This is a genomic window from Halomarina litorea (assembly GCF_024227715.1).
Classification (GTDB): domain Archaea; phylum Halobacteriota; class Halobacteria; order Halobacteriales; family Haloarculaceae; genus Halomarina; species Halomarina litorea.
Window position 1 is genome coordinate 214,488 of sequence record NZ_CP100449.1, and the last position, 21,714, is coordinate 236,201.

Here is a 21,714-nt window from a genome sequence, read left to right on the forward strand (position 1 = left end):
AGGGACGGAGTGGTCAGAACCGCTGGACGGCCGCCTCCAGTCGCTCCTCCGGCGTGGTGTTTACGACCACCTGGTCCTGCTGGTAGCGTTCGACCTCGCTCAAGTCGAGGTCGATGTCCTCCTCGCTCAACCCCTCGAGGACGGCCGACAGTAAGAGCGCCTGCGAGTCCATCCGCGCTTCGAGTTCGTTGATGTCGTCGAACGCCTTCTCGGCGAACCCGGTCAGCGAGTCCGAGAACTCCGAGAGGTTCCCCTCGGCCTGTTTGATCTTGCGCTCGTTGAGGCTGATGCGCGCGAAGTTGTCCACCTCCTCCAGTTGCCGTTCGAGCGCCTCCACCTCGCGTTCGAGTTCGCCGATGCGCGATTGAATCATCTCCTCGACGAGCTGTTCGAACGTCGACCCGACGTCCTCGCCCCCCGCGTCCCGCCCGTCGCGTCCCACCCGCTGTTTCGCGACGGGGTCCTCGGCCGTCCCGTCGCGGTCGGTCGCCTCGCGCTCGTCGCTGCGGTCCGGGGTCTGTCGGTACGCTCGTGACATGTGCGCACGGTTGGCACGACGCTCCAAATACCTTTGGTCGGGTCGTGGAACCGGGCGACGTGCGGCGGACGGCGCGGTCGCTGTCGGTGCCGCGTCGCGCGGCAAAAAAGGCGAACTCGGTCGGGGGTCGGGCCTCAGGCGGACATCGAGAAGATGGCCAGCCGGGTGTCGCGCTTGCCGCGACGGAGCCACCCGCTGCCGCCGATCTGGAACGCGATGTACTGCTTGTCCGTCCCGGGGTCGTACCAGCTGACGGGACTGGAGGAGATGGGCGCGTCGCCCGTGTCGAACTCCCACAGTCGCTCGCCGTTCTCGGCGTCGTAGGCGATGACGTTCCCGTTCTGCGTGCCGGTGAACATCAGGCCCGTCGCCGTGGACATCGTCCCGCCCCAGAGGTAGGTCTCGCTGTCGATCCAGTCGCGCCAGACCCGCTCGCCCGTCTCGGGGTCGATGGCGCTGATGGAGGCGATGTGGCCGTTGTACTCGTCGGGCATCGCCTCGGTCTCGTCTTCGAGGATGCCGCCCCAGTACTTCTTGCCCTCTTCGAACTCCTCGAAGCGCCACCACGCCTCCTGAGCGTTGTTGTGCATCTTGTAGTAGATGAGCCCGGTCTCGTGGTTGTAGGTGGGTGGCTGCCAGTCGTTGCCGCCCATCCCACCGGGCATGAACGTCCCGCGGCGTCCCTCGTCGATGTGGGGAATCATGCTGAACATGTTCAGCTGCTGGACCCCCGGCTCGGAGCGCTCGATGAGTTGGCCCGTCTCCGCGTCGACGGTGTACGCCCACCCGGTCTTGCCCGCGTCCACGACGACGTCTTTGGTCTGGTTGCGGTGGGATATCTCGAGGTCCTCGATGAACACGCGCGGGCACGCGGAGTCGTAGTCCCAAACGTCGTGGGGCGACTCCTGGTGGAACCAGAGTCGTTCGCCCGTCTCGGCGTCGAGACAGAGCGTCCCGCAGGTGTTGCGGTTCGGCCCCGGGCGCACCGATCCGTCGAAGTCCGGGCCGGGGTTGCCTACTGGTAAGTAGAGGCGGTTGCGCTTCTCGTCGAAGGTGGCCGTCATCCAGTTGGTGCCGGCGGCCTGGTTGATGGAGTCGCCGACCCACTCCTCCTCGGGGCAGGTGCGGGTGAACCACTTCTCCTCGCCCGTCTCGCAGTCGATGGCGGTGTGGAAGCCGCGCACCCCGTACTCGCCGCCCGCGCTCCCCGTGTAGAGGGTGCCCTCGTGGACGATGGGCGCCCACGTCGCCGAGTAGCCGCGCTCGTGGTCGGCCGTCGAGTGGTACCACTCCTCCTCGCCGGTGTAGCGGTTCAGGGCCTGCACCCCCGAGTCGAGGGTCATCATGAACACCTTGTCCTCGTAGACGGCCACGCCCCGGTTGTTGTCGTCACAGCAGAGCATGACCTCCGAGGGGACGGCGTAGGTGTAACTCCAGAGGACGTCGCCCTCGCGCGGGTCGATGGCCTTCAGGTGGTTCGGGCCGTTCGACTGGTACATGATGGGCGGGTCGCCCGGCACGATGACCGGCGACCCCTCCATGCTCGACCCGGCCCCGACCTCCAGGTCGTGTTCGAGTTCGAGTTGGTCGACGTTCTCCTTCGTGATGACGTCGGCCGTGGTGTAGCGGTGCTGATGGTAGTTCCCGCCGTACATCAGCCACGCCTCCTCGTTCTCCCCGGAGTTGCTCAGCATCTCCTGGGTGACGTCCTTCTGGGGGATGCGGTCGACGTCGTGTTGGTGTGTCACAGACTTGTCCGGCGACCCCAGCACGCGATACCCGTTGTCCGTCTCCCGTACGACTGTGTCCTGTGCGGCCTTGACGGCCCTGTCTTCTTCGATTGACATGTATTATCTGACTTCGCTCGGGGCGCGCATCTCGTCCGTGATACGGTAGGCGTCCCGGCAGATCTCCTGCTGATTGATGATGGCGATGGCGGTGCCCGCCGTGAGCGCCGCCGTCGCCTGGCTGTCCGTCAACTCGTCCGTGCCGCCGTCCGCGATCTCGAGGGCCGCCCTCGTCAGGAGGTAGAGCCCGCCGAGCATCGCCTTCACGTCCCAGACGGCGTCGTCGAGAATCGTCTCGGTGATGAGCACCTGCTTCTGCCACAGGTGGACGTCGAGGGTCTGTATCCACAGCAGCGCCCCGCCCATCGCCCGCTGTTGGAGCGGCGGGACGTCCTCGACGTTGAACTCGACCCCGTCCGGGATCTGGGCAGTGGGAACCCATCGCGCCAGCCGGTCGTCGTTGTTCGTCACGTTCATCATCAACACCGTCTGTTCGCGCTCGTCGAAGCCGGCGTCGGCCAGTTCGTCCGTGAGCGTCTCGGACTCGACGAGTCCCTGCGCGGTGTGTCTGATGTGGTCGCTCGAGAAGCGTGGTGAGTGCACGTCGACGCTGTCGAAGAACCCGACGTCGAGGAGGTGTTCGTACACCCGCCAGCCCGGTTCGGCGACAGCCCGATACAGCACCTCGGGTTCCCGGTCCCCGTCGGGGATGCCCACCTCCCGTATCGAGGGGAGGCGGGCCACCTGCTCGACGATGTTCTCCAGTTCGCGTTCGAGGAGGTCCGCGTCGAGTTCCCCTTCCAGGTCGCGCCGGGTCGACTCGCCGAGCGAGGCGAACGCCGGGTCGGCCTCCGCCTCGACGGCGTCGCGCATCTCCCCGATACTCAACGACTTCCCCCCGGCCTCGATGCCGAGCGTCCTCGTCAGCTGTTCCTCGTCCTCGTGCGTCACCTGCGGTGTACTCACATCGACCATGCAATCACCATGGGTCACTAGGTACTGCATTCCATGATATAGTTTACCACACCATTCGTGACGGGTGAAATTGATTTACGAAAGATAGTTACGGACTCGGATAGACTGGCCGCCTTCCGGCGGTGAGTCGCGCGGGCGGCGGGGTGAGTTCGGGTCCCGGCTCTCGACTCGGCCGGCCCCGGGCGGGGTGGCTTTATGCCCCTCGGAGCGTGAGTGGTGGTCGCACGAACCGATGGAGTTGACCGTACGACCGCCGGAGGCGAGCGACATCGGGGCGGGCCTCGCCACCGTCTCGCGCGGCGCGCTGACCGAACTAGGTATCGCGAGCGGGGACTACGTCGTCGTCCGGGGCCACGAGGGGCCGGTCGTCGCACAGGTCGTCCCTACGGACGGCGAGGCGGGGGTCGTCAGGCTGGACGACCGGCGGCGGCGGACCGCCGGCGTGGCGGCGGGCGACAGCGTCCCGGTCGAGGCCGTCGACGTCGAGTCCGCGGAGCGAGTCACCGTCGCGATGCCGCCCCACCTCGACGTCGAGGGGAACCTCGCGCTCTACTTCCGGGACCGACTCGTCGGACAGGCCGTCGTCGCGGGCCAGACGGTCCTCGTCGAGTCCGACCCGGCGACCGACGCGCCGGAGTACCTCCCCGTGACGGTCACCGAGACGACCCCGACGGACGCCGTCGTCGTCCGCGACTGGACGAGCATCCGCGTCGACACCGGGGCGGCAGACGAGGTGTCCGTCGAGGACGGCCCGTCGCGACGGACGGGGGTCGCCTACGCCGACGTCGGCGGCCTCGACCGCGAACTCGGCGCGGTCCGCGAACTCGTCGACCTCCCCCTGCGCCACCCGGACCTCTTTCGCCACCTCGGGGTCGACCCGCCCACGGGCGTCCTCCTCACCGGCCCCTCCGGGACGGGCAAGACGATGCTCGCCAGAGCCGTCGCGGGCGGGACCGACGCCCATTTCGCGGCCGTCTCTGGGTCGGAACTCGTCTCGGGACACCGCGGCGAGGCCGAAGCGCGCCTTCGGGCAGCCTTCGAGGAAGCGGCCGTCCACGACCGGGCGGTCCTCCTCCTCGACGACCTGGACGCATTCGGGTCCCCCGGCGACTCCGACGGTGGCCCCGGCGACGGCGTCGCGGCACACCTCGCCTCGCTGCTCGACGGGGTGGCGGACGACGGGAGCGTCGTGGTCGTCGGCGCGGCCACCGACCCCGACGCCGTCGCCCCCGCCCTGCGCCGTCCGGGCCGCTTCGACCGCGAGGTGGCCGTCGGCGTCCCCGACCGGGACGACCGCCGGGCGATTCTCGACGTCCACACGCGGCGGGTCCCCCTCGCCGCCGACGTCGACCTCGGGAGACTGGCCGACCGGACCCACGGCTACGTCGGCGCGGACCTCGCACACCTCGTGCGGGAGGCCGCGATGTGCGCCATCCGGCGCGTCCGGGGGGAGGACGCGGCGCTCCCCGAAGACGCCGACCTCTCGGACGCCGACTTCCTCGCCGACCTGACCGACCTGCGCCTCACGGCGGGCGACCTCGAGGCGGCCCTCGGCGACACGGAACCCTCGGCGCTGCGGGAGGTGTTCGTGGAGGTGCCCGACGTGACGTGGGAGGACGTCGGCGGACTGGCGGAGACCAAGGCGCGCCTGCGCGAGACGGTCCAGTGGCCCCTCGCGTACCCCGACGCCTTCGACCGGGTGGCCCTGACGCCGGCCAAGGGCGTGCTCCTCTACGGCCCGCCGGGGACCGGCAAGACCCTGCTGGCGAAGGCGGTGGCGAGCGAGTCCGACGCGAACTTCATCTCGGTGAAAGGCCCCGAGGTGCTCGATAAGTTCGTCGGCGAGTCCGAAAAGGGCGTCCGCGAGGTGTTCGAGAAGGCCCGCGCGAACGCCCCCACCGTCGTCTTCTTCGACGAAATCGACGCCCTCGCCGCAGAACGCGGGGGCGGGGCCGCCGACAGCGGCGTCTCCGAGCGGGTCGTCTCCCAACTGCTCACCGAACTCGACGGCCTGGAGGAACTGGAGGACGTGGTGGTCGTGGCCACGACCAACCGTCGTGACCTCCTGGACGACGCCCTCCTCCGGCCGGGCCGCTTCGACCGTCACATCCACGTCGGCACGCCGGACGAGACCGCCCGCCGCGAGATTCTGACCGTCCACACCCGCGACCGACCCCTCGCAGACGACGTCGATCTCGACGGACTGGCGGCCCGCACGGAGGGCTACGTCGGCGCGGACCTCGAAGCGGTCTGCCGAGAGGCCGCCGCGACCGCCGTCCGCGAGTTCGTTCACGACGGCGGCCACGTCGAGGACATCCACCTCACCGCAGACCACTTCGACGCTGCGCTGGAGGTGGTCGACGCCAACACTGGGGACGGCCACCGGAGCAGGGACCCCGGGACCTGACCCCGCGAGCTACGCCCCCCGCCCGTCGAGGTAGTCGAGGGCGCCGCGCGCGTCGACGGCGGCTACCCCGCGGGCCAGACGCTCGTCCCAGACGGCGTCCATCTCGGTCCGTTCGACGAAGTGGTCGACGACAGCCTCGTCGTCGCCGAGTTCCGCGCGGGCCGCATCGACTTCCTCTACCCACTCCCGCAGCGCCCCCCCGTAGTCCGCGAGCGTCCCCTCGGGGGTGGACTGTGGCCCGAAATGGGAGAACAGGAGCGTCTCGGGGTCGAGGTCCCGAATCGTCCGCAGGTCGGCGAGCGACTGTTCGAGGTCGAAGCTCCACGGCGGCGTAGTTTTCTCCGTCCGCCCGAGCGAGGGCACCCAGACACCCGCGGCGTCACCCGTGAACACCGCCTCGTTGGCCGGGTCGTGGTAGATGACCTGATGCGGCGCGTGGCCGGGCACGTGGTGGACCTCCAGCTGGTGGTCGCCGAGGTCGACGCGCTCGCCGTCGGCGACCGCCCTGACCCGCGACTCCGGGACGGGGACCGGGTCGACGTAGAACGCCCAGAGGTCGCCGACGGCCGCCCGGGTGCCCTCGGCGATGCGCGACGGGTCGACGAGGTGGGGTGCGCCCGCCTCGTGGACCACCACCTCCGCGTTCGGGCACGCGCGTGCGAGGTGGCCCGCGCCGCCCGCGTGGTCGAGGTGGACGTGCGTCACCGCGAGGACTTCGACCGACGCCGGGTCGATATCGAGGGAGACGAGGGCGTCGAGGATGCGGTCGTGGTGGGCCCCGGTGCCCGTCTCCACGATTGCGGGTCGTTCGGCGTCGAGGACGTACACCGACCCGTAGCCCGCCGTGTCGTACATTCCCGTGTCGACGTAGGAGAGGTCGCTACACCCGCCCGCCGTGACGCGTTCGACGTCGCCGATTGCCATGTCCCACCCTCCCGCGCGGGGGCCTTAACCGTTCGAGGTGTGGTCGTCACGCGCGCCCGACGACGAGGACGTACTCCCGGCCGTCGACGGTCCGTTCCTCGCAGTGGTCGACGGTGAACCCCGCCTCCCGGACGAGGTCACGCCAGTACGTCGCCGGGTCCGCGTCCGCGTCGTGCGGGAGGGGGAGTTCGAGGACGCCCAGGGTCCCGCCCGGCGAACAGGCGCGGTGGGCCTCCCTGACGGCCCGACGCGCGGCCTCGCGAGGCAGGTCGTGAAGGACGCGACAGGCCGTCACGACGTCGACGCCGCCATCGACGACCGGGAGTCGCGCGGCGTCACCGCGGAGGAGGGCGGGGTCCACACCGGCGAGTCGCGCGTTCCGGCGGGCAAGCGCCGGCCCGTTGCCGAGGATGACCCGGTCGTCGAAGACGTCGAGTCCGAGGAGCGTCGTCCCCGCTGACAGCGCCCCCGCCAGTCCGACGAGCGACCGACCCGTCCCGCAACCGACGTCGAGGACGGCGTCGGCGTCGTCGAGCGGGAGCAGTGCTGCCAGCGCCTCGTACTTCGCCGTCTCGACGTGCCACGGTGGCGACCCGGCGAGTCGACGGAGTGCCCGTCCCCCGGACCGCGCCCCCCAGCACGCCGCGCCAAGTCCGGCCAGCCGACGGAGTGATCGGCCCGGACGGACGGCGAGGAGACCCCCGAGGACGACGGAGAGGGTACCGAGGGCGATGGCTCGCCCGCGTCGCCGCCAGTGGTAGATGCCGAAGTAGTACATGCGCCGCGAGGCCGGACGCGTTACTCGCCCGAGAGCGGGTCGCCGCGTCGCGTCACCTTCGTCGCGGGGAGGCCCGCGCGGTCGGCGTGTTCCCGTACCGTCTGTTCGTCCTGCGCCTGGTAGTGGCAGAACGTCCCGACGACGCGGTCCTCGTCGTCCGTCAGCACCTCCGAGTCCACCCAGTGGATGTCCTTGCCCTCCTCGCGGAGTGCCTCCAGGGTCTCCCCGGAGGCGTCGGCGGCCGCCGAGAGGTCCTCCCGGGTGATCGGTTCGTCCAGTTCGCGCAGGATGAGGAAGTCGTGCGTGTCTCGGTCTGCCATGGTCCGTCTAGGGACTGCGGTGTCGCTGTTGTATATCTTTCCGTGGCTGGCGCGGGTCGCCCCCGACCGGCCCGGCTACTCGACGGGCCACTCCGGGGAGAGCGGTGCGCGACAGCCGGCACAGTGGGCGTTTGTCACCCGGTTCTCGGTGCGACAGTGGGGACAGACGACGCTCGCGTCGCCGACCCATCCCCCGACGGCGGTGGCCGGCGAGGGCATCGACCGCCCGACGGGGCGCGTCCCGTCCCCGCCCGTCCCGAGGACCGTCGCGTACCCCGCCCAGAGTGTGAAGGCGAGTGTGAGGAGGGCGGCGACGACGAGGACGGACGGCGGAATCACGGGCCCGTCCCCTCCCCGCCCCGCCCGATGCGGGCCGCGTAGTCGCCGATTTCGGGCGCGTCGTCGTCGAGGTAGTCGTTCGTCCAGAGGGCGTTCGGCGCGACGCCGCCGTCGAGGAGGTCCGTCTCGGCGAGCATCCCCGCGAGTCGACGCCACCGGTCGGGTTCGTGGGCGCCCCACCCGGCCCGCCGGACGTGGTCGGTGTACTGGAGGTCGGTCGCGGCCGCCTCGAACTTGCGGGTCGCTATCTCCCGGCGGCGTTCGAGGGTGGCGTTGCGTTCGACGAGAGCGTCGATTGCGGCCTCCGGGTCGTTCGTCGCCGCCGCCCACCCGCGGGCCGTCGCGCGCAGGAACGCCCGCGTCGCCTCCGGGTGGTCGCCCACGAACGCCCGGTTGCTCACGAGTGTCATCCCGTAGACGGCGAGGTGGTCGCCGACGGGGAGTTCGTCGGCGGTCCGCCCGTGTTCCCGTTCGAGTTCGAGGCCGTTCGTGACGACGCCGACGGCGGCGTCAACCGACCCGTCGAGCACCTGGTGCTGGACGCGGTGGTGCGTGTTCGGGTCCACGTCCTTCAGGTCCGCCTCGTCCGCGACTCCCGCCGATTCGAGTAGCTGTGCGGCGAGGATGCGGGTCTTCGTCGCGGAGGGGGCGACGGTCCGCCCGGCCAGTTGCTCGGGCGAGTCGAGTTCCTCCCCGAAGACGTCCCGGAGGGTGTAGATGGCGGCGGGCGTCTTCTTCGTCACCGCGGCGACGGCCAGCGGGTCGAACCCCTCGCTCTGCTTGGCGAGGACGGCGCTCGCCCCCGCCAGCCCGATGTCGGCCCGCCCGCGGGCGGCCTCCTCGGCGGCGAACGGCGACCCGTGGCCCTCCACGAAGCGCACGTCGAGTCCCTCCGCCTCGTAGAACCCCCGCGCCCGGGCGAGGAAGTACGGGGCCTGAAAGCCGTTCGGTTCCCAGTTGAGTTGGAAGTCGACGGCCGTCATGGGTCGGTGTGGAAGGTCCCCTCGGGGATGTGGTCGACGCCGAGTGCCGCCGGGCCGCCCACCTCCAGCAGGTGGTCGAACAGCCGCTCCATCCCACGGACCGTCTCGCCGTTCCAGTCGCGGACGACCATGTCCCGCCAGCCGTCCCGCACCGCCCGGACGACGTCGGGGTCGTCGTAGGTCATCAGCTCGCGGCCGACGACCTCCCAGTGTTCGTCCTCTTCGACGAGTCGGTCGACCACGTCGCGGTAGGCGCGCGTGAACGCCCGGACCGTCTCCCGGTCCGAGTCGAGGAACGACTCGCTCGTGAGGAACGTCGAAATCGGGAGCTTTCGGTCGGTCCCCGAGAGTCGCTGGACGAGGTCCGAAACCGGGAACACCTCCTCGTAGGGGCCGTTCTCGGTTATCTCGGGGACGATGGGCCAGAACTGGAGGACGGCGTCCACCTCCCCGTCGTGGAGCATCTCGGTGAGACCGACCTTCGACCCGGCCTCGACCGGAGTGGCCGTCTCGTCGGGGTCGAACCCGTGGTACTCCCGGCAGGCCGCCCGGACGAGTATCCAGTTCTTGTCGAGGCGGCGGACGACGCCGATTCGGTGGCCCGAGAGGTCCGCCAGCCCCTCGATGTCGGTATCCTCGGGTGCGACGAGTCCGCCGACGGTCCGACCGTAGGGGTGCACGGCGACGATTTCGGCACCCTCCGCCCGTTCGCGTGCCGTCGAGATGTAGTCGATGTCGATGAGGTCGGCCTCGCCGTCCTGCAGGCGGGCTTCCACGGTCTCCATCCCCCCCTCCAGCGCGTCAGAGACCAACTGCACGTCGAGGTGGAAGCCGTGCTCGTGGTCGAGGCCGAGGCGCTTCATGGTGTAGAGCATGTACCGGGGGCTGCCGTTGTGCTCGAAGCGTGCCCGCATCACCGGCAGGTCCCCCCGACTCCCGTGGTGGGCGTCGAGGGCGGTCTGCTGTGTCTCGACGTTCATCGCTCGCCCCCCGCGACGATGGCCCGGATGTCGGCGTCCTCGGCGACGAGGCCACGCGCTTGCATCCACCGCAGGTGGGTGTCCAGTTCGTTCCGGTCGGCGAGTTCCGGCGTCTCGTAGGTCGGCACCTCGATGTCCTCGCGCAGGGCGTCGACGTCCACGCCCTCGAAGAGGTCCGGAGCGACGGACTCGTCGGCCCGGAGCATCGAGAGGTACTCCTCGCGGAAGGCGGCGGGGTCGGCGTTGATGTCCTCGACGGCCCGTGCGTACCCCCGGAGGAAGGCGGCGAGTTCCTCGTCCGAGAGGCCGTCGCCCCCGACGACGCCCATGTGGTTCTCGAACTCCATGATGCGACGGAACCCGAGGTGTTCGGCGAGGGTGCTCTGGGGTTCGAGGAGGGTGACGGCGTCCACCTCCCCCCCGCGCAGGGCGCGCAGGCGGTCGGTCGGCATCCCCTCGTGGACGAGGTCGATGCGGTCTTCGGGGACGTGCTCTTCCAGCGCCCGCATCGCGGTGTACTCCTGTCCGGTCCGTTCGTTGATGCCCACCGGGACGTCCGCGAGGTCCTCGGGCCCCTCGATGTCCTCGCGCCGGGTAAACACCGCGTAGGGCTGGTCGGCGAACGTCCCCTTGGCGACGATGCGGCCGTCGCCCATCTCCCACGTCCGCTTGAGCGACTCCCACTTGCAGACGGGGTAGACGTCCACGTCGTAGTCGCCGGTCAGCGTCTCGTCCGCCGGGATGTACTTCCAGTCCACCTCCTCCCGTTCGCGTTCGACCAGTTCCACGTCGAGGCCCTCACGCTCGAAGTACCCCCGCTCGCTCGCCACCCGCTGAGGGAGCATGAACGAGAACGGGAGGTGGAACAGTCGAACTGTGCCACTGGATGTCATGCGAGTTACTAGCTACCACTAGCGCCACTTAACGGTTCTGCAGGAACCTTTATGACATTGAGACATCTGTGTGGCAGGTGCTACCATGAATATCGTCACGGAGGACGATCGCGACCCGACCGAGGTGGCACAGGACGTCTTCCTGTCCGACCTCGCGGGGGGCGAACGGGCGTCGATGAAGTTCTGGCGGGTCGAACCGGGAGCGCGCCTCCCGGTCCACGACCACGAGAACGAGCAGGTCGGGTTCGTCATCAGCGGCACGCTGACCGCTCTCGTCGAGGGCGAGGAACGACCGCTCCGGCCCGGCGACTCCTACGTCTTCCCGGGCGGGGAGCGTCACGGCGCGGAGAACCGCGGCGACGAACCGGCCGTCGGCATCGGCGTCCTCAGCCCCCCGCGCGAGGAACCGGACTGGGGAAAGGGGGAGCGCGAACCGCCCATCGCCGGGTCCGACGACTGAGCGCTCTCCTCACTCACTCCACGCGCGACCGGGGGACGGTGCCGTCGTCGTCCCACCCGCGTTTCTCGTAGTACTCGTCGAGAGCCGCCTCGAACCCCGGCAGGTCGTAGGGGAGGGCGTCGTCGCGCCGGTCGAACCCGCGCCGGTTGTTGAAGTGCCGTTCGAGGTCGACGACCCGCGCGCCCACGGCCTGCAGCGAGTCCACGTCCGTATCGAGGAGGGCGGCGAGTCGGTCCTCGCCAACCACGTCCCGCGAGAACCGACAGCAGATGGCCGAGTCGAGGACGGCGTTCCGGTTCTCCGTCTCGACCAGTCGCTCGGCCTTCCCCGCGAACCCCGTCGGGTCGAGGGCGTCGTCGGGGCCGACCAGCGGGTACTCGTAGACGTACATGCTCCCGTAGAGGTGGTCCGCACCCCGGTTCGACGTGGCGAACGCGAGCGCCTGCCCGTTCAGGGTGCGCCCGTCGTGGGCGGCGAATTCCATCCCCTTCGCCGTCCAGTTCTCCACGTCCAGTCGCCCGTGCGCGCGGTCGACACCCTCCGCCAACAGGTCGCCGACCCCCTCGCGACGGGCGATCTTGCCGACGAGGTCCGTGACGAGGTCGACGTCCCCGAACGCCCCCTCGCTGGCGAGGTAGGCGGAGACGGTGTCACCGCAAGAGATGGTGTCCATCCCGAATTCGTCGCACAGGTCGTTGGCGTGCATCACGTCCACGACGTCGTCCACGCCGGCGTTCGACCCGAACGCCATCACCGTCTCGAACTCCGGCCCCTCCGTCTCGACGCCGCGTTCTTCGTCTCTCGTGGGGAGTTTGCAGGCGAACGCGCACTGCGAGCAGGTGCCCTTCCTGTACTTCTTGGCCTCGACGGCGTCTCCCCCCACGTCCGCGGCCCCCTCGAAGGCCAGTTCCGAGAAGTAGCGCGTCGGGAGCGCACCCACCTCGTCGGCGTACGTCGTCAACCCGGCCGTCCCCTGCCGACGCATCACGCTGTCGCTGGTCGCGGCCCCCCGGTGGACGGCATCGGCTACCGCCTCGCCGCTCTCATCGTCCTCGCTCACCTCCCCGCCGACGTCGACGTCCGGCGTCGAGTCGCCGTCGAAGGTGAGGAGTTTGACGTTCTTCGCGCCGAGGACGGCGCCCAGTCCCCCGCGCCCGAACGCGCGGGACTCGCTGGTCATGACGGCGGCGAAGCGGACGCGGTTCTCGCCGGCGGGGCCGACGCACGCGACGTGTTCGGCCCCCTGTCCGTGGCGCTCCTCGACGTGGTCGGTCACCTCGGAGGTGAGCGCCCCCCGCAGGTCAGGGACCGGTTCGACCCGGACCCCGTCGTCGCGGACGTGGACCGCCACGAGTTCGTCGCTCGCGCCGACGAGTTCGACGGCGCTGTAGCCCGTCGCGCCGAAGTTCCGCGAGAGGAACCCGCCCGCGTTCGAGGAGCAGAGGCCGCCGGTCAGCGGCGAGAGGCCGGTACACGAGAGCCGGCCGGTGAAACTCGTCCGCGAGGACTGGAGCGGTCCCGTCGCGAAGACGAGGCGGTTCTCGGCACCGAACGGGTCGGCGTCGAACGGGATGCGCTCGTGGGCGAGGCGCGTGCCGACGCCGCGTCCCCCGACGAACCGTTCGAGGACGTGGTCCACGTCGGACTCGTGTGTCTCCCCGGTCCCCACGTCGACAGTCAGCAGTGGTCCCGTCGCGTGCAACATCGAGTCAGGCGAGTGACCACACGCGAATAACGCTTCCGCGTGTCGGCGAAGCTTCAACTGTCCTCCCGCCGAGGGGGGTGCATGGACGCCGTCGACCACATCAACCTCGACGTCGACCGCCTCGACGACTGTTACGAGTTCTACGACGAGGTGCTCGGCCTCGAACTGCTCCGCCCCCCCTCGGACTTCGAGGGCGACCACGCCATGTTCGAGGCGGGCGACACCGTCGTCACCCTCGCGGAGACGGGCCGCGCCGAAGGGTGGGACGAACGGGGACTCGACCACCCCCTCGACAAGGCCCACGTCGCGTTCGCGACGGACCGCGAGGACTACGAGTCCCTCGTCGCCGAACTCGACGGGCAGTTCCCCAAGCAGGGTCCCTACGACTGGGGCGACTTCGAGGGGTTCTACTTCCTCGACCCGGACGGCAACCTCCTCGAAGTCGTCACGTACGACGCGCCCGACCCGGCCCACGAGCGAACGCTCCTCACCCACGACGACGTGTGAAGTCGCGGGGCGTCCCGCCGTTCTCTCCTGTCCTCCCCCCACCGACGGGGCCGTCCGTCGGTCGCCTCTCCACACTCCAACTCACCGTCAGTTTATTCGGGGGAATACTGCCGGGTCTTACAGCGATACGGTTGTAACACCGTACGTCGGAGCGTGCTCGCCCGATATTCGACAGGTATCAGAACGTTTCCGAACCAATTGTGACCAGATGGTCGATAATTACGTCGAACGGTGCAAACTTTCCTGCCACATCCGACGAAGTTATCACGTACCGCGTGGCGGAAATCCCCCCGATGGCGGTGGATCCGCGCTCGTCCTAACCGACAGGTGATAATATACGGATTCCTGATACTGGCGCGTGTTTACTAATGGATGCTGATGAGAATTTGTGACGAGTTGTCACTGACCACGGGTGAGACTCACTGACGTCCCGGCCGGTCCGGCCGCGCACCTGCCCGGCGGTGGGAATCCGGTTGTGGAAGGGGTTGCGCCGACCGATACCTATTAGCACGCGGGGACAGAGCATCGGTCACAATGGTACCACGACACACGCGACGGTATCGGAGGGCGGACGAGTGGCGGTAATCGACGGTCACGGCGGGTACGTCCCGCTGTACCGCGTCGAGCGCTCGGCGGTCGCAGAACAGTTCGGCGGGTCCGCCAGCGGCGAGAGTGCGGTGCCCGCACGCGACGAGAACCACGTCACGATGGCCTGCGAGGCGGCGGAGACGGCGCTCGCCCGTTCGTCGGCGTCGGCGGCCGACCTCGACGCGGTGTTCTCCGCGAGCATCACCGACCGGTTCGCCGAACACGGCATCGCGGCGCAGGTGGCCTACCGACTGGCGGCGACGGGCGACCTGCGGACGGGCGACTTCCGCGCGACGACGCGGGCGACGACGGACGCGTTGGGCGCGGCCCGGACGCTCGCGGACGCAGGCGAGACGGTGATGGCCGTCGCGGTGGACGTCCTCCCCGCCGACCCGGTCGCCGACGGGTCGCCGGAGGCAGGGGCGGGCGCGGCGGCGTTCGTTCTCAGCGAGGACGCGACCGACCCCGTGGCGACCGTCACGGGTGCCGGCAGCGAGACGACCGGGTTCGTCGAGCGCCACCGCGAACACGGCGCGGTTGCCGAGGAGGGTGACGCCCGCTTCGAGCGCCGACACGGCGTCCCCGACGCCGTCGCCCCGGCTATCGACCGCGCCCTCGACGGGAGCGAGGCCCCGGAGAAGGCCGTCGCGGGCGCACCCTCGACGCGCCTCGCACGGACCGCGCTCCGCGGCGTGGACGCCGAGACGGTCTCGACGTTCGACTCGATCGGGTTCGCCGGGTGCGCGGGCGTGGCACTCGACCTCGTCCACCTCCTCGAAACCGCGGGGGAGGGCGAGTCCGTCCTCGCCGTGAACTACGGCGCTGGCGGTGCGGACGCCCTCGCCCTGGAGACGGGAAGGGGCGTCGAGCGAACCGAGGGGCTGACCGTCGCCGACCTCCTCGACGCCAAGGAGTACGTCACCTACGCGAAGCATCTGGAGTACCGCGAACCCGTCGAGTACCAGGGGGTGAGCGGGGCATGAGCGGCCCGCGCTACCACCGGACCAGAGCGCAGGACCAGCGACTCGTCGGCTTCGAGTGCACCGACTGCGGGTGGGTCGCCTACCCCGACGAACGGCGTACCTGCAAATCCTGCGGGGCGGCCCCCGCCGAGTTCGAGGAGGTGGCCCTCGCCACGCGCGGCGAGATTCAGACGTTCGTCGTCCAGCAGTACCTCCCCGACGACATCGAGACGCCACAACCGGTCGCCGTCGTGGACCTGCCACAGGTCGACGGCGAAGGGGAGGCAGCGCGGGTGTACGGTCTGCTCACCGAGTCGTCACTGGAGGAAATAGACGTCGGGACTGAGGTGGACGCCCGCTTCCGCGAGATGTTCGCGGACGGGACGCGCCCGGTCAACTCCTTCAAGTTCAGCGTCCCACGTGCCGACAAGGCCGGCGACGGGGGTGACGGCGAGTGAACGACGCCTACGTCGTCGGCGCGGGCATGATCGACTTCGGCGAGCACTACGACCAGTCGTTCGACGACCTGCTGGAGTCGGCGTACCTCGCCTTGCTGGACGACGTCGACCACGGCATCGACCCGCAGGCGGACATCGACGCCGCGTGGTACGGCACCATCGACATCGCGGGCGAGGGGTCCTCGGGGGCGTCCGTCGCCCACGCGACGGGCCTCTTCGAGAAGCCCATCACGCGCGTCGAGAACGCGTGTGCGACCGGGAGCGACGCTTTCCGCAACGCCTCGCTCGCGGTGCGCGCGGGCGCCGCGGACGTCGCCCTCGTCATCGGCGCGGAGAAGATGCTCGACGACACCGCCGGCCTCATCGGGAGCGCGGCGCTCGAACGCCTCTGGCGCGGGCGCGGCGTGACGATGCCCGCCTACTTCGGGATGCGCGCCACGCGCCACATGGACCAGTACGACACCACGCGCGAGCAGATCGCACAGGTCTCGGTCAAGAACCACGAGAACGGGACGAAGTACCCCCACGCCCACCAGCAGTTCGAGTGCTCCGTCAAGGACGTCACGGAGTCACCGACGGTGAGCTACCCGCTCAACCTCTACGACTGCTGTCCCGTCACCGACGGGGCGTGTGCCGTCCTCGTCGCGAACGAGGACCGCGCCCGGGAGTTCACCGACGACCCCATCCGACACGCCGGCTTCGGCCTGTCCTCGGACAGTTTCCAGCGTGGCGGCGACGCGGCGCTGACGAACTTCCCGGCCTCCCGGCACGCCTCGCGGGCGGCCTACGAGATGGCGGGCATCGCGCCCGGCGACGTCGACGTCGCGGAGGTCCACGACTGTTTCTCCATCACGGAACTCGTCACCTACGAGGACCTCGGGTTCTGCGAGGAGGGGCAGGGCGGGCAGTTCGTCGAAGAGGGCCGCTCGGCGCTCGACGGCGACACGCCCGTCAACCCCTCGGGCGGCCTGCTATCGAAGGGCCATCCCATCGGCGCGACGGGCGTCGCGCAGGTGGCGGAGATATACGAGCAACTGCGCGGCGAGGCGGGCGACGTGCAGGTCGACGACCCGCAGGTCGGCCTCCAGCACAACATCGGCATCGGGCGCAACGCCACCGGCGCAGTGAGTTGCGTCAACGTCCTGCAACGGCCCTGAGCGACGGGGCTGCTCCCTTCTTCGCGACCGACCGCAGAGCGACGGTCCCGTCCGGAGCTATACACATCGTCCCGGCGGTCCCTCGACGCTAGGAGTGTTGTGGCAGCGACCTTCGGCGGCCCCCCGCCACGTCGGGTATGACCGAACCGATGCGCCTGCGCGAACTCGTCTCGTGGGTCGACACGGGGGACGCGACCCACCGTCGGCTCCTCGGGTCCCTCGCCGTCTCGCTGGCCGGGACGGGGGCGACCGCACTCGCCGCGACCGCCGGAGACGCCCTTCTCGCGGGTGGCTGTGGCGCCGTCGCGCTCGCCGCGTGGACGGCCGGCCTCGCCACGTCGCGCTCGCTCCGGGCGGCGCGCCGGCGACACCTCCACGTCGCCCTCTTTTTCCTCGGCGGGGCGGCACTCCTCGGAACGACGCTGTACGGTCTCCTCCGGGGGGTCTATCCCTCCGCGCTGTTCGAGGACGCCGGCTACACGGCGCTCGCGCTGACGGCGGCGGCCCTGCTCGGCGTCGTCGGGGTGGGGCTGGCGGGCGAGGCGGTCGGGTCCTGGCTCTCGCTCCGCGGGGATCCCTCCGACCCGGAGGAGGTCATCGCCCGCGTCCTCGAGGACTGACTCGACGGTGGCCGCGAAGGCTCAATCGCTTTCTCCTCTCGCGTCCTACCCTCTGCCGATGTACTGCGCCGGTGGCGGCAGGACGGTCCGGGCGTCCGGCTACCGTGGACCAGACAGCACAGGACAATGGACGTACGAAACATCGTCTCGACTGACTACGTGGACTTCTCGCCAGATATGCCGGTCTCGAAACTCGCCGGTGCCCTCGACGACCCCTCGGTTCCGGGCGTCGTCGTGGTCGACGACGGAATCCCGACCGGTGTCGTGACCCGCCGGCAACTCGCCGCCTCGCACCGTCACCCCGACGCGAAGGTGGGGTCGCTCGTCTGGCACGTGCCGACGGTCGAACCCACGACCGACGTCCGCGAAGTCGCCAGGCTCATGCTCGCGAGCGACGCGCGCCTCCTGCCCGTCGCGGAGGGTCCGCACCTCCGGGGGGTCGTCACGGCCGACGACCTCCTGCGCGCCGTTCAGGACGCCCTCACCGAGGTGACGGTCGGGGACGCCGCCAGTGACGACCTGCTGACCGTCGAGCCGGAGACGACGGTCGGGACGGCGCTCAACACGCTCCGTGAGCACCGCATCACCCACCTGCCGGTCGTTGAGGGGGGCCGGGCGGTGGGCGTCCTCAGCCTCCACGACCTGACGGGCGTCACGACGCGCGCGGTCAGACGGAGCCGTGGGGGCGTTCCGTCGGGCTTCGACGGCCACGGGGGGGCCGGGTCGGGCGGCGGCTACCGCTCGCACGGCGGGTTCGGCGCCCGCGAGGGCGACCGCGACCGGTTGCTCGACCTGCCGGTCCGCGACGTGATGGTCTCGCCGGCGCGCACGACCCTGCCCGATCAGTCGCTCGCCGACGCCCTCGAGGAGATGTTCGCCATCGGCGGGTCGTCGCTCGTGGTCGTCGACGGCGACGAGCACCCGACGGGCATCGTGACGAAGTCGGACGTGTTGCGCGCGCTGACGCGCGAGGTGCGCGGCAACCGCGCGGTCCAGGTGTACGGCGTCGACCACCTCGACGACGCGAGCTACGACGACGTGGTCGCGATGGTCGACGGCTTCGATACCGCGAACGGGGACACGGCGGTCCTCGGCGCGCGCATCCACCTGCACGAACACGACGAGCGCCACCGGGGGACGCCCCTCCTCCTCGCTCGCATCCGACTGGAGACCGACCGAGGGCTCTACGTCGTCTCCGGCGAGGGTTACGGTGCCCGCGCCGCCCTCGGCGACGCGGGCGATGCGCTCCGCCGACGCCTGCGCGAGGACCGCACCTACGCCCGGACCAAGAAGCACCCGGACGCGGACTTCTGGGAGCGCCGCTGGGGCTGGCTCCTCGTCGAGTGAGTCCCGAAGCGCACTCTCTCAAGACGTCCCGTCGCTCGCCGCGGCCGACGACGCTGTTCGATGTGATTGAACGGCGTCGAGAGGGGTCCCCGTCTCACCCGCCGTTCGGTGCCCGCGACGGTCCGTCGGCCTCCGTCGGGTCCGTAGCCGCTTCGAGCGGGCGTTTGCCTCCGTGAGAGTCCACTGTCGCCCGCGGCGCCGCAGGGTGGCAGTGTCCGTGGATGACAGCCATAGTCGTGTAACGCGACGACCGTGCGGGCCGACGATTCGACCAGTCGACACGTTCGGCCCGTCGTGCCGTCGTGCCGTCGGGCGGCCGTCCCATCGTGTCCACCCGCGAGTGTCCGGCCCCTCCTCGGGTGAATCGTTCGAGCGAGACGAACGGCGAAATCGGGTCGACAGCCGTCTCTGAATCGTCTGGACTCCATCGTGAGGGTGGAGAGTCCGTCGCCGTTCTGTTCTACACGGTCGAACGGATGCCGGCGGCGGTTGCGTGGCCCGCAGGCTCCCCCTGCGCGCATGATTTATACCCGTTCGTCGTAAGGCCGTGCCATGGTCGCTGCCGAGACGGAGGTACACGACATGATTCGGGGGGCGGTCCGGGACATCTCAGCGGAGTTCGACCGGGCGTACTGGCGCGAACACGTCGACGAGAAGCGCTTCCCCGAGGAGTACTGGCGGGAACTCGCCGACAACGGCTGGCTCGGTGTCGCCATCCCGGAGGAGTACGGCGGCGAGGGGATGGGGATGCTGGAGATGTCGATGGTCATCGAGGAACTCGCCCGCGGCGGCGGCCAGGGCGGCATCATCTACATCCTCACGCCCGTCTTCGGCGGCATCGGCATCACCCGTCACGGCACCGAAGAACAGAAGGAACACTACCTCCCGGCCATCGCGAACGGGAACGTGCGCTTCTGCATGGGGCTGACCGAACCGCGTGCGGGGACGAACACGCTGAACATCGACACGTCCGCCGAGCGCGACGGTGATTCGTTCGTCGTCGACGGCGAGAAGACGTTCATCAGCAGCGTCGAGACGGCCGACGAGATGTTGCTCGTCGCCCGCACCTCCGAGTTCGACCCGTCGAACCCCACCCACGGCGTCACGATGTTCCTCGTCCCGGACCCGTCGGAGCGAGACGGGGTGTCCACGTCGGTGCTCGACACCGCCGTCCCGTGGTTCGAAGACCAGTACCACGTCACCTTCGACGGGTTGCGCGTCCCGGCCGACCGGACGCTCGGTCCCGTCGACGAGGGACTGCGCCTCCTGTTCGACACGCTCAACACCGAACGCATCGCGGGCGCGGCGAGCGCACTCGGTGGCGGCCTGCGCGCGGTCGACCTCGCGGTGGAGTACGCGAAGGACCGGCGGGTGTTCGACCAGCCCATCGGCGCGCACCAGGGGATACAGCACCCCCTCGCCGACTCCTACGCGAAACTGCTGGCCGCCCGCCAACTGGTGTACGACGCCGCCGACAAGTGGGACCGCGGCGAGAACTGCGGCATGGAGGCGAACGCGGCAAAACTGCTGGCGAGCGAGTTCAGCACGGAGGCCGCCTCGCGGGCCGTCCAGACCCACGGCGGCAACGGCTTCACCCGCGAGTACGAGGTGTACGACATCTGGCAGAACGCCCGCGTCACCCAGACGGTGCCCGTCTCCAACGAGATGGCGAAGAACTACATCGCCGAACACCATCTCGGCCTCCCCCGCTCGTACTGACCGTCACGACGCCTACTGTTCGACGCCGTACTGCTTGGCGATAGTGTTGAGCTGAATCTCGTCGGTGCCCTCCACGACGCGGAAGATGCGCGCCTGGTGGAGGCGGTCCATGAGGCGGTTCTCCTCGGCGAGGCCGTTCCCGCCGTGAATCTGGACCACGTCGTCGGCCACGTCCCAGAACACGTTCGTCGCGAAGTACTTGAGGATAGATGAGTCCGCGATGGCCCGTTCGCCCTGGTCGAGCGCCCACGCACACCGGAGACCGACCGTGTCGGCGGCGTAGGTCCTCGCTCGCCCCTCGGCGATTTTGTGGGAGACCCCCTGGAACGACCCGATGGAGTGCCCGAACGCCTCGCGGTCGTTCGCGTACTCGGTCGCCTTCTCGAGGAGGTACTCGGCGCTCCCGACCGCCTGCGCGCCGATTTCGACGCGCCCGAGACCGAGAAAGCCCATCGCCTCGTAGAACGCCTCGTCAACCTCCCCGAGGACTCTGTCCCCACCCACACGGACGTCGTCGAGGTGGACCTCCGCCTGCCGGCCGACCGACCCGACGGCGTTGTTGAAGCTCCCGACCTCGTACTCGTCGGCCTCGACGAGGAAACAGGTGATGCCGCCGTAACGCCCCGCCTCCGCCTGTGGCGTGGTGCGCGCGAACACCTGCAGAAAGTCGGCGTACGGCGCGTTCGTGATCCACTGTTTGGTGCCGTTGATGACCCACTCGTCGCCTGCGGGGCCGTCGACCCGCTCCGCGGTGGTCTCCATGTTCGGCGAGTCCGACCCGACGCCCGGTTCGGTCTGCCCGAACCCCGTCGTCTTCTCGGCGCGCATCGTCGGTTCGAGGAATCGCTCGACTTGCTCGCCCTCGGCCTGTGCGAGCAACGGTTTCGGGCCGGCGGGGCCGGCGAGCACCTGGTTGGAGAGCGGGGTGTCCCGCCGCGCGAGGTGCTTGTTCGCCCGATACCACGTCACGTACGAGACGCCCTCGCCGCCGACCTCCTCGGGAAGGTTCATCGCGTAGAAGCCCGCCTCGGCACTCTTCCGTCGCACCTCACCTATTGCCTCGCGGACCTCCTCGACGATTCGCCCGTCGTCCTCGTGGCGCTTTCTCGGGTTCGTCAGCGTCTCGCCGAGGTCGTCCGCGATCGGTTCGACCTCGCGGTCGACGAAGTCGTCGAGGCTGTCCAGGATGAGGCGGGTCTCCTCGTCGGTGTCGAACGCGACGCCGGAGGCGTCACCTGCTGCGTCTGCCATGGCTGTGAGTCGTGTT

Annotated in this window: 21 protein-coding genes; 9 read left to right on the forward strand and 12 right to left on the reverse strand. The window is 69.8% G+C overall.

The window, feature by feature from the left end; all coding sequences use genetic code 11:
* Positions 1 to 13: 13 nt before the first annotated feature.
* The 3 genes from NKG96_RS18215 to NKG96_RS18225 all read right to left on the reverse strand — a co-directional run bounded on the left by NKG96_RS18215 (position 14) and on the right by NKG96_RS18225 (position 3,300).
* Positions 14 to 538 carry a hypothetical protein gene (locus NKG96_RS18215; RefSeq protein ID WP_254538204.1) on the reverse strand — a complete coding sequence of 175 codons (525 nt, stop codon included), beginning with the start codon at positions 536 to 538 and terminating at the stop codon, positions 14 to 16.
* Between the two features lie 134 nt (positions 539 to 672).
* Positions 673 to 2,385 (reverse strand): pyrroloquinoline quinone-dependent dehydrogenase, encoded by a 1,713-nt coding sequence (locus tag NKG96_RS18220; protein ID WP_254538205.1) that lies wholly within the window; start codon positions 2,383 to 2,385, stop codon positions 673 to 675.
* 3 nt (positions 2,386 to 2,388) lie between these two features.
* Positions 2,389 to 3,300, reverse strand: a complete 912-nt coding sequence (locus NKG96_RS18225; RefSeq protein WP_254538206.1) for a hypothetical protein — start codon at positions 3,298 to 3,300, stop codon at positions 2,389 to 2,391.
* A 232-nt stretch (positions 3,301 to 3,532) separates the two neighbouring features.
* Here NKG96_RS18225 and NKG96_RS18230 point away from each other — a divergent pair, with 232 nt between their 5' ends.
* Positions 3,533 to 5,707: an AAA family ATPase gene (locus NKG96_RS18230; RefSeq protein WP_254538207.1), complete on the forward strand. Its 2,175-nt coding sequence runs from the start codon at positions 3,533 to 3,535 to the stop codon at positions 5,705 to 5,707.
* 9 nt (positions 5,708 to 5,716) lie between these two features.
* Here the strand turns inward: NKG96_RS18230 and NKG96_RS18235 are convergent, their stop codons facing one another.
* The 7 genes from NKG96_RS18235 to NKG96_RS18265 all read right to left on the reverse strand — a co-directional run bounded on the left by NKG96_RS18235 (position 5,717) and on the right by NKG96_RS18265 (position 10,924).
* Positions 5,717 to 6,631 (reverse strand): MBL fold metallo-hydrolase, encoded by a 915-nt coding sequence (locus NKG96_RS18235; protein WP_254538208.1) that lies wholly within the window; start codon positions 6,629 to 6,631, stop codon positions 5,717 to 5,719.
* Between the two features lie 46 nt (positions 6,632 to 6,677).
* A complete protein-coding gene (locus NKG96_RS18240) occupies positions 6,678 to 7,409 on the reverse strand; it encodes a class I SAM-dependent methyltransferase (RefSeq protein WP_254538209.1) in 732 nt (243 codons plus the stop codon).
* A 20-nt stretch (positions 7,410 to 7,429) separates the two neighbouring features.
* Complete coding sequence (locus NKG96_RS18245; RefSeq protein WP_254538210.1) at positions 7,430 to 7,729, reverse strand: DUF4242 domain-containing protein; 300 nt, start codon at positions 7,727 to 7,729, stop codon at positions 7,430 to 7,432.
* A 75-nt stretch (positions 7,730 to 7,804) separates the two neighbouring features.
* A complete protein-coding gene (locus tag NKG96_RS18250) occupies positions 7,805 to 8,068 on the reverse strand; it encodes a hypothetical protein (RefSeq protein ID WP_254538211.1) in 264 nt (87 codons plus the stop codon).
* On the reverse strand, positions 8,065 to 9,051 hold the full coding sequence (locus NKG96_RS18255) for an ABC transporter substrate-binding protein (protein WP_254538212.1): 987 nt from the start codon (positions 9,049 to 9,051) through the stop codon (positions 8,065 to 8,067). Before NKG96_RS18255 ends, NKG96_RS18250 begins: the two co-directional genes overlap by 4 nt.
* Positions 9,048 to 10,031 (reverse strand): ABC transporter substrate-binding protein, encoded by a 984-nt coding sequence (locus tag NKG96_RS18260; RefSeq protein WP_254538213.1) that lies wholly within the window; start codon positions 10,029 to 10,031, stop codon positions 9,048 to 9,050. Before NKG96_RS18260 ends, NKG96_RS18255 begins: the two co-directional genes overlap by 4 nt.
* Complete coding sequence (locus NKG96_RS18265; protein WP_254538214.1) at positions 10,028 to 10,924, reverse strand: ABC transporter substrate-binding protein; 897 nt, start codon at positions 10,922 to 10,924, stop codon at positions 10,028 to 10,030. The genes NKG96_RS18260 and NKG96_RS18265 overlap by 4 nt, the downstream gene beginning before the upstream one ends.
* A gap of 85 nt (positions 10,925 to 11,009) precedes the next feature.
* Between NKG96_RS18265 and NKG96_RS18270 the strand changes: the two genes are divergently transcribed.
* A complete protein-coding gene (locus tag NKG96_RS18270) occupies positions 11,010 to 11,384 on the forward strand; it encodes a cupin domain-containing protein (protein ID WP_254538215.1) in 375 nt (124 codons plus the stop codon).
* A 13-nt stretch (positions 11,385 to 11,397) separates the two neighbouring features.
* On the opposite strand, the gene NKG96_RS18275 is transcribed toward NKG96_RS18270, so the two are convergent.
* On the reverse strand, positions 11,398 to 13,089 hold the full coding sequence (locus tag NKG96_RS18275; protein ID WP_254538216.1) for an aldehyde ferredoxin oxidoreductase family protein: 1,692 nt from the start codon (positions 13,087 to 13,089) through the stop codon (positions 11,398 to 11,400).
* A gap of 81 nt (positions 13,090 to 13,170) precedes the next feature.
* Here NKG96_RS18275 and NKG96_RS18280 point away from each other — a divergent pair, with 81 nt between their 5' ends.
* From NKG96_RS18280 to NKG96_RS18310, 7 genes are all read left to right on the forward strand, one after another.
* Complete coding sequence (locus tag NKG96_RS18280) at positions 13,171 to 13,596, forward strand: VOC family protein (RefSeq protein ID WP_254538217.1); 426 nt, start codon at positions 13,171 to 13,173, stop codon at positions 13,594 to 13,596.
* Positions 13,597 to 14,171: 575 nt separating this feature from the next.
* Positions 14,172 to 15,167 carry a hypothetical protein gene (locus NKG96_RS18285; RefSeq protein ID WP_254538218.1) on the forward strand — a complete coding sequence of 332 codons (996 nt, stop codon included), beginning with the start codon at positions 14,172 to 14,174 and terminating at the stop codon, positions 15,165 to 15,167.
* Positions 15,164 to 15,604 carry an OB-fold domain-containing protein gene (locus NKG96_RS18290; RefSeq protein WP_254538219.1) on the forward strand — a complete coding sequence of 147 codons (441 nt, stop codon included), beginning with the start codon at positions 15,164 to 15,166 and terminating at the stop codon, positions 15,602 to 15,604. The genes NKG96_RS18285 and NKG96_RS18290 overlap by 4 nt, the downstream gene beginning before the upstream one ends.
* On the forward strand, positions 15,601 to 16,761 hold the full coding sequence (locus NKG96_RS18295; protein WP_254538220.1) for a thiolase C-terminal domain-containing protein: 1,161 nt from the start codon (positions 15,601 to 15,603) through the stop codon (positions 16,759 to 16,761). The genes NKG96_RS18290 and NKG96_RS18295 overlap by 4 nt, the downstream gene beginning before the upstream one ends.
* Before the next feature lie 137 nt (positions 16,762 to 16,898).
* Positions 16,899 to 17,381, forward strand: a complete 483-nt coding sequence (locus NKG96_RS18300) for a hypothetical protein (RefSeq protein ID WP_254538221.1) — start codon at positions 16,899 to 16,901, stop codon at positions 17,379 to 17,381.
* A gap of 126 nt (positions 17,382 to 17,507) precedes the next feature.
* Positions 17,508 to 18,728 carry a CBS domain-containing protein gene (locus tag NKG96_RS18305; protein ID WP_254538222.1) on the forward strand — a complete coding sequence of 407 codons (1,221 nt, stop codon included), beginning with the start codon at positions 17,508 to 17,510 and terminating at the stop codon, positions 18,726 to 18,728.
* Positions 18,729 to 19,280: 552 nt separating this feature from the next.
* Positions 19,281 to 20,447 carry an acyl-CoA dehydrogenase family protein gene (locus tag NKG96_RS18310; protein WP_254538223.1) on the forward strand — a complete coding sequence of 389 codons (1,167 nt, stop codon included), beginning with the start codon at positions 19,281 to 19,283 and terminating at the stop codon, positions 20,445 to 20,447.
* A gap of 12 nt (positions 20,448 to 20,459) precedes the next feature.
* Here NKG96_RS18310 and NKG96_RS18315 read toward each other — a convergent pair whose 3' ends face one another.
* Positions 20,460 to 21,698 carry an acyl-CoA dehydrogenase family protein gene (locus NKG96_RS18315; protein WP_254538224.1) on the reverse strand — a complete coding sequence of 413 codons (1,239 nt, stop codon included), beginning with the start codon at positions 21,696 to 21,698 and terminating at the stop codon, positions 20,460 to 20,462.
* Between the last annotated feature and the right edge of the window lie 16 nt (positions 21,699 to 21,714).

What these genes read in the sequence shown, in the direction of transcription:
- NKG96_RS18215 (WP_254538204.1), bottom strand. Translation starts at nt 538, where the DNA reads ATGTCACGAGCGTACCGACAGACCCCGGACCGCAGCGACGAGCGCGAG.
- NKG96_RS18220 (WP_254538205.1), bottom strand. Translation starts at nt 2,385, where the DNA reads ATGTCAATCGAAGAAGACAGGGCCGTCAAGGCCGCACAGGACACAGTC.
- NKG96_RS18225 (WP_254538206.1), bottom strand. Translation starts at nt 3,300, where the DNA reads ATGGTCGATGTGAGTACACCGCAGGTGACGCACGAGGACGAGGAACAG.
- NKG96_RS18230 (WP_254538207.1), top strand. Translation starts at nt 3,533, where the DNA reads ATGGAGTTGACCGTACGACCGCCGGAGGCGAGCGACATCGGGGCGGGC.
- NKG96_RS18235 (WP_254538208.1), bottom strand. Translation starts at nt 6,631, where the DNA reads ATGGCAATCGGCGACGTCGAACGCGTCACGGCGGGCGGGTGTAGCGAC.
- NKG96_RS18240 (WP_254538209.1), bottom strand. Translation starts at nt 7,409, where the DNA reads ATGTACTACTTCGGCATCTACCACTGGCGGCGACGCGGGCGAGCCATC.
- NKG96_RS18245 (WP_254538210.1), bottom strand. Translation starts at nt 7,729, where the DNA reads ATGGCAGACCGAGACACGCACGACTTCCTCATCCTGCGCGAACTGGAC.
- NKG96_RS18255 (WP_254538212.1), bottom strand. Translation starts at nt 9,051, where the DNA reads ATGACGGCCGTCGACTTCCAACTCAACTGGGAACCGAACGGCTTTCAG.
- NKG96_RS18260 (WP_254538213.1), bottom strand. Translation starts at nt 10,031, where the DNA reads ATGAACGTCGAGACACAGCAGACCGCCCTCGACGCCCACCACGGGAGT.
- NKG96_RS18265 (WP_254538214.1), bottom strand. Translation starts at nt 10,924, where the DNA reads ATGACATCCAGTGGCACAGTTCGACTGTTCCACCTCCCGTTCTCGTTC.
- NKG96_RS18270 (WP_254538215.1), top strand. Translation starts at nt 11,010, where the DNA reads ATGAATATCGTCACGGAGGACGATCGCGACCCGACCGAGGTGGCACAG.
- NKG96_RS18275 (WP_254538216.1), bottom strand. Translation starts at nt 13,089, where the DNA reads ATGTTGCACGCGACGGGACCACTGCTGACTGTCGACGTGGGGACCGGG.
- NKG96_RS18280 (WP_254538217.1), top strand. Translation starts at nt 13,171, where the DNA reads ATGGACGCCGTCGACCACATCAACCTCGACGTCGACCGCCTCGACGAC.
- NKG96_RS18290 (WP_254538219.1), top strand. Translation starts at nt 15,164, where the DNA reads ATGAGCGGCCCGCGCTACCACCGGACCAGAGCGCAGGACCAGCGACTC.
- NKG96_RS18300 (WP_254538221.1), top strand. Translation starts at nt 16,899, where the DNA reads ATGACCGAACCGATGCGCCTGCGCGAACTCGTCTCGTGGGTCGACACG.
- NKG96_RS18305 (WP_254538222.1), top strand. Translation starts at nt 17,508, where the DNA reads ATGGACGTACGAAACATCGTCTCGACTGACTACGTGGACTTCTCGCCA.
- NKG96_RS18310 (WP_254538223.1), top strand. Translation starts at nt 19,281, where the DNA reads ATGGTCGCTGCCGAGACGGAGGTACACGACATGATTCGGGGGGCGGTC.
- NKG96_RS18315 (WP_254538224.1), bottom strand. Translation starts at nt 21,698, where the DNA reads ATGGCAGACGCAGCAGGTGACGCCTCCGGCGTCGCGTTCGACACCGAC.